Raw genomic sequence first — 6407 nt, forward strand, 5'->3', positions numbered from 1 at the left:
TGCAACACACTGCTGATGTCCATTCTGTTTATCACGACTGCGCACTGGCAGTGGTGATAAACCAAGCAATATTAATACCAAACTCGAAAGTTGCTATTGGTCGGTCAAGGCCTTCACCTCTATTCAACACTCCATGACCGACTTCTGTAATACGACCACAAAAATCCATAGAAGTTTGACATTGTTAACGCTAGGTTGCGCCAACGTCAGCATCGTATCCAAACTCTTTACACAAGCTGTAATAAGAATTACTTACCTTGACAGACGCAAAATCGATCACTCGCTAGTATAGACATCAACGGTAACCAATAAGGAGTCTCCGTGATGAAAAAACTCATTCTACTTTCAACGTTAATCCTAAGTTCTTCTGTGTTGGCGTCAACGCAAACCACCCAATCACATCGCTCACTGACGACGGGTGATTATCAGAGTAAGCAGATGGCTTACGAGGCGGGCTTTAAACTGATGGAAGAAGTGCGCGCCATGGATGCATCGGAGTTAAAACGTACACTTCCTATCCATCAAAGTAACGTTCTACTACCTTCTATCAAAGTGGAAGATATGACGGTCACCGTCGAAGAGTTCGCTTCTGAACGCGGCCAAGTTGCCTATAAAGCGCTAGTGAACGTCGACTATGAATATCAGTACCGCGAAAGCAATAATAGCTAGTAGCGCCCTTTCTCTGAAACAACAAAACGCAGGCATTTGCCTGCGTTTTGTTTTGCCTTGTTCCAAAAGATCGCATCCGATAGACAGGCAATAAAAAAGGAGAGCCTAAGCTCTCCTTTTCCTAATCCTAACAGCGAACTCTAATTAAAGAGCTGCTTTCGCTTTTTCAACAAGTACTGCGAATGCAGATTTGTCGAATACCGCGATGTCAGCAAGGATCTTACGGTCGATCTCGATAGATGCTTTCTTAAGACCGTTGATGAAACGGCTGTAAGATAGACCATTTTGACGAGATGCAGCGTTGATACGAGCGATCCATAGTTGACGGAACTGACGCTTCTTAGCGCGACGGTCACGGTAAGCGTATTGACCAGCTTTAGTAACTGCTTGGAAAGCTACGCGGTAAACACGTGAACGTGCTCCGTAGTAACCTTTAGCTTGTTTTAGAACTTTCTTATGACGTGCACGAGCTTGTACACCACGTTTTACGCGAGGCATTATGCTTCTCCTAAACTAAACGATAAATAAACTAAAAAGAATTAAGCGTATGGCAACATACGGATAACAGCAGCCACTTCACAACGTGGAAGGATTGCGTTAGGACGTAGTTGACGCTTGTTCTTAGTAGTACGCTTAGTCAGGATGTGACGTTTTGTAGCGTGCTTGTACTTAATACCACCAGCAGTTTTCTTGAAACGCTTAGCAGCACCTTTGTTGGTTTTCATCTTAGGCATGATGAATAACTCCGCATTGTAGTAGTTTAATAAACACGTAATCAGGGCGAATAAAACCCCGCCATTTGACCGTAAGGTAAACGGCGGGGTTGAATTACTTGTAAGCCGTTAATTACTTCTTCTTAGGGGCAAGAACCATGATCATCTGACGCCCTTCAATTCTGCTTGGGAAAGATTCCACAACAGCAAATTCTACTGTGTCTTCTTTCAAGCGCTTGAGAACATCAACACCGATGTCTTGGTGTGCCATTTCTCGGCCACGGAAGCGAATTGTTACCTTCACTTTGTTGCCTTCTTCAAGGAAACGCGTCAGGTTGCGTAGTTTTACCTGATAGTCTCCAATATCAGTTCCAGGACGGAATTTTACTTCTTTAATCTGGACCTGTTTTTGCTTTTTCTTCTGCTCTTTAGCAGATTTGCTCTTCTCAAAGAGGAATTTACCGTAGTCCATTACACGACATACTGGTGGCTCAGCGTTTGGACTGATTTCAACCAAATCCATACCTGCTTCTTCAGCAGCTGCGACTGCTTCTTGGATAGAAACAACACCCACTGATTCGCCATCAGCACCCGTCAAACGAACTTCACGAACGCCACGAATTTCACCGTTTAAACGATGAGCATTTTGTTTGGCCGGTACTTGGCCGCGTCTTCCGCCTTTAATAGTTTATTCCTCCAGATTGAGCTTACGGGTAGAGATCTCGTCTTGGATGTATGCAATAAAGTCATCCACTTTAAATTTACCGAGGTCTTTACCTTTACGAGTACGTACTGCGATTTCGCCGGCTTCCATCTCTTGGTCACCACAAACCAGCATGTATGGTACACGCTTTAAAGTATGTTCGCGGATTTTAAAGCCAATCTTCTCATTTCTCAAGTCTGCTTTTGCTCTAATTCCAACTTTTTGTAGTTTTTGAGCCACTTCCTTCGCGTAATCAGACTGCTTATCAGTAATATTCATGACAACAGCTTGCTCAGGAGATAGCCAAGTTGGGAAGAAGCCAAAGTACTCTTCGATGAGAATACCAATAAAGCGCTCAAGCGAGCCCAAAATCGCACGGTGGATCATAACAGGAACTTGACGTTCGTTGTTCTCATCCACATAAGAGGCACCTAGACGGCCAGGTAGGTTGAAGTCTAGCTGCACCGTACCACATTGCCATGCACGATCGAGACAGTCATACAGAGTGAACTCGATCTTAGGACCGTAAAATGCGCCTTCGCCCTCTTGAATTTCGTATGGAATGTCCATCGATTGCAAAGATTGCTTCAACGCTTCTTCCGACTGATCCCAGATCTCATCTGATCCGACTCGCTTTTCAGGACGAGTGGAGAGCTTAACGACGATGTTCTCGAAGCCAAACGTCTGGTATGTGTCGTAGACCATCTTAATACAGCCCGTCACTTCCTCTTGGATTTGACTCTCTGTACAGAAGATGTGCGCGTCATCTTGCGTAAAACCACGCACACGCATGATACCGTGCAGGGCACCTGACGGTTCATTACGGTGACAAGAACCAAACTCCGCCATACGCAGAGGCAAGTCACGGTAAGATTTCAGACCTTGGTTAAAGATCTGTACGTGACCTGGGCAGTTCATTGGTTTGATGGCGTATTCACGGTTTTCTGACGACGTGGTAAACATCGCATCGGCGTATTTATCCCAGTGACCTGAACGCTCCCAAAGTACGCGATCCATCATCAATGGACCTTTCACTTCTTGGTAGTCGTACTCTGTCAGTTTTTCACGAACAAACACTTCCAAATCACGGAAAATAGACCAACCATTGTGGTGCCAGAACACCATACCCGGTGCTTCTTGCTGCATGTGGAACAAGTCCAACTGCTTACCGATTTTACGGTGGTCACGCTTGGCGGCTTCTTCTAAGCGCGTTAGATGCGCTTTCAGCGCTTTCTTGTCGTGGAAAGCCGTACCATAAATACGCTGCAACATTTTGTTGTCGCTGTTACCACGCCAGTAAGCACCCGCTACATTCAGTAGCGTAAAGTGCTGACAAAAACCCATATGTGGTACGTGAGGACCACGACACATATCGATGTATTCTTCATGATGGTAAAGGCCTGGACGGTCATCGCGTGCGACGTTCTCATCCAAGATTTCCATCTTGTAAGTTTCACCACGTGATTCAAACGCATCACGTGCTTCCTGCCAACTGACTTTCTTCTTAATGACTGGGTACTTGGTTTTCGCCAGTTCTTTCATGCGCTTTTCGATCTTTTCAAGATCTTCTTGCGTCAATGACTCTTCTAAGTCGATGTCGTAGTAGAAGCCACTATCGATGGTCGGACCGATCGCCATCTTCGCGTTCGGATAAAGCTGCTTGATCGCGTGACCTAACAAGTGCGCACATGAGTGACGCACGATTTCAAGACCATCCACTTCATCTTTTACTGTGATGATTTCAAGGCTTGCATCCGCTTCGATGAGATCACAAGCATCGACACGTTGACCATCAACACGACCCGCAATAGTAGCTTTCGCCAGACCAGGGCCGATAGATTGCGCGACATCAAGAGTAGAAACAGGGTTGTCAAATTGACGCTGACTGCCGTCAGGAAGAGTAATAATAGGCATTTAACTGTCCTTTACAGTGGTGTTGCACACCAAGCAACACTTGCAATTCATACGTATCTTTCACGGCCGGGATAATGGCCGTCAAAGGCGAGAATTCAGCTCCTTTTATATGCAAATACGGATGCACAACTCAGGAGCGAACGAGCATTCTAACGTAACTGACTCAAATAACAATCAATGTCACAAAAAAGTGATGATTTGGATCATTGATTGAGCTGGTAACGCACCTCAGCAATAAGATCACTGGCGAGCAAACCAATCTGGCCTTCGCGCCGTGCTAACTTATCCGCCGCAAGGCTGTGAAGATAGACGCCAAGCTTTGCCGCGTTGCTGAGTGATAATCCTTGAGCCAATAACGCCGCGACAATCCCGGTCAATACGTCGCCCATGCCACCACTCGCCATGCCCGGGTTGCCCGCAAGACACACAGAGGTCACCTCGCCATCATAAATGAGTGTCCCAGCCCCTTTGAGAACGACGGTGCCGCCGTATCGTTGCTGCAACGCCTTGATTGCGGCAAAGCGATCCACTTCCACCTCAGCCACCGAGCAAGCCAGCAATCTAGCCGCTTCGCCGGGATGTGGGGTAATGACACGCCGTTCATCGTAGTTGGGTTGAGTTGCAAGTCGATTTAAACCGTCGGCGTCGACAACTTTAACTTGTTCATATTGCGCGGCATAATCATACAATGCGTGAGACCAAGCGTCTTGACCCAAGCCAGGTCCAATAGCCAACACTTTTTGCCCTGCAAAACGGCGACTGATCATGGCTAAGTCTTCTCGCCATCCTTCACTCATCACTTCAGGACACGCGACTTGAAGCGCGGTGACATTCTGTGGGTGGCACAGAACGCGAACAAGACCAGCACCGCTTCGCGCCGCAGCCTGGGCGCACAGACGAATCGCACCGCCATAGCCTTGGTTGCCGCCCACACATAGCAATCGCCCGTGATCGCCTTTATGTGCTAAGGCATGCCGCTCTGGCTTGAGTGCTTGCATCTCAGTTTGTGACAACCGCTCCGTGTTACTGCTGATCAGAGACGAAAAATACTCATCTACCTCCAAACCATCGAAGTGGAGTTGACCCACCACGGCCCTCGCCTCCCCTGTCACCAGTCCGCGCTTAATACCAATAAAGGTTAAGGTGTGGTCGGCCGCTATGCATGGTGACTTGCCCTTAATTCCTAGTCGAGTGCCAGAGTCGGCGCATAGCCCAGACGGCACATCGACACTGATGACAGGACAGGGAGTGTGAGAGAGAGTCTCAGAAACCGTGTCGATAATGGCTTGCGTCGGCTGACGAACCGACCCTTTTAATCCGGTGCCAAGTAATGCATCGACAATCAGCGCTGAGCGCAAAAGATCCCGCTTGAGCGCTTCGGCGTGATGCTCAGTTTTAAAATAACGGATCTCGCCTCCCGAACGCACAAAGGCGAGCTTCGCGGTCTCAGCGTCTCCTTGCGGTTTAGATTCATCGCCACTGAGCCACAGAGTGACGTCATACCCCGCTTGACGAGCAAGACGAGCGACTACAAATCCATCACCGCCATTATTGCCCGTTCCACACAATATCGTGAGCGACTTGTCGTCAGGGTACAAGCGCTGAATAAGCGTCAAAATCGCGCGTCCTGCGCGCTCCATCAATTGATAAAGCGTGATATTGGCTCGCTTGGCAGCCAGCACTTCACCTTGTTTGACTTGATCGGCAGTGTAAAGCCACCGTGGTAGGGTTGTGGAATCCATAGGTCACTCACTGGCTAGAATCGTGCTCTCACTGTCGCACAATCCCAGCCTAGATCGCGACCTTATCGATCACTTTTTTGAGACAAGGGCTTCCGCCGTGGCGTCTTGAATCGAGAGAAACAGCGAGCGAATCTCACCGGTTGGCGTGCGCATTGGGTTTAGGGTGATATTCTGATACATGAAATCGGCTTGTTGCGTCACTGGACGCACGTTTCGACACTTAAATAAATAAGGACGTTGCTGCCACGTAATAAAGCTGCGACAGCCTAAGTCGTAGACCGGCTTGGTTTTGAGTTTAAACCAGTCTTGAGGGATCTCTGGGAACAGCTCAAACAAAGACTTGCCGATCGCATCATGAGATTGCACGCCGCTGTGATGGGTCATAAAGCCATTCCACACTTGGACCTTATGCTCACGGTCGATGACGATTAAGCCCAAATCGACGTTTTGTACCATATCCACCATCCAGTGGAATTGCTCAAATTCAGCAGGAAGATTCAACATCAAAAGTCCTCCATCAAGTACGCCAACTTATTGTCGAGTAGTGGCAGAGATTCATCGACAAACATAAACAGTAAATCACAACGAATCGATGTACCGTCGATGTTATAACTCACCTCAAAGGTCATGGTTTTGCTAAAAGAGCCCGTCGTTGACTCGATCACG

Annotated in this window: 7 protein-coding genes and 1 pseudogene; 1 reads left to right on the forward strand and 7 read right to left on the reverse strand. The window is 47.7% G+C overall.

Annotated features, from left to right (window positions below):
* Positions 1-324: 324 nt before the first annotated feature.
* Positions 325-669, forward strand: coding sequence for a DUF3316 domain-containing protein (locus AC6R03_RS12765; protein ID WP_487901599.1), 345 nt, complete (start codon positions 325-327; stop codon positions 667-669).
* Positions 670-813: 144 nt separating this feature from the next.
* Here AC6R03_RS12765 and rplT read toward each other — a convergent pair whose 3' ends face one another.
* From rplT to AC6R03_RS12800, 7 genes and pseudogenes are all read right to left on the reverse strand, one after another.
* Positions 814-1167 carry a 50S ribosomal protein L20 gene (gene rplT / locus AC6R03_RS12770; RefSeq protein ID WP_009841742.1) on the reverse strand — a complete coding sequence of 118 codons (354 nt, stop codon included), beginning with the start codon at positions 1165-1167 and terminating at the stop codon, positions 814-816.
* Between the two features lie 41 nt (positions 1168-1208).
* The gene (rpmI, locus tag AC6R03_RS12775; protein ID WP_005462620.1) at positions 1209-1403 is read right to left on the reverse strand and encodes a 50S ribosomal protein L35; all 195 of its coding nucleotides are present in this window, start codon (positions 1401-1403) and stop codon (positions 1209-1211) included.
* 112 nt (positions 1404-1515) lie between these two features.
* Positions 1516-2067 (reverse strand): translation initiation factor IF-3, encoded by a 552-nt coding sequence (gene infC, locus AC6R03_RS12780; protein WP_334552191.1) that lies wholly within the window; start codon positions 2065-2067, stop codon positions 1516-1518.
* A gap of 3 nt (positions 2068-2070) precedes the next feature.
* Positions 2071-3999, reverse strand: a complete 1929-nt coding sequence (gene thrS / locus AC6R03_RS12785; protein WP_334551616.1) for a threonine--tRNA ligase — start codon at positions 3997-3999, stop codon at positions 2071-2073.
* Positions 4000-4202: 203 nt separating this feature from the next.
* On the reverse strand, positions 4203-5741 hold the full coding sequence (locus AC6R03_RS12790) for an NAD(P)H-hydrate dehydratase (RefSeq protein WP_500632029.1): 1539 nt from the start codon (positions 5739-5741) through the stop codon (positions 4203-4205).
* A 69-nt stretch (positions 5742-5810) separates the two neighbouring features.
* Positions 5811-6245 (reverse strand): PAS domain-containing protein, encoded by a 435-nt coding sequence (locus tag AC6R03_RS12795; RefSeq protein WP_334551613.1) that lies wholly within the window; start codon positions 6243-6245, stop codon positions 5811-5813.
* Positions 6245-6407, reverse strand: a pseudogene (locus AC6R03_RS12800) (response regulator); the annotation flags it as partial. The gene AC6R03_RS12795 and the pseudogene AC6R03_RS12800, both read right to left, overlap by 1 nt.

Source organism: Vibrio sp. R10-SG-ISO4 (assembly GCF_059834135.1).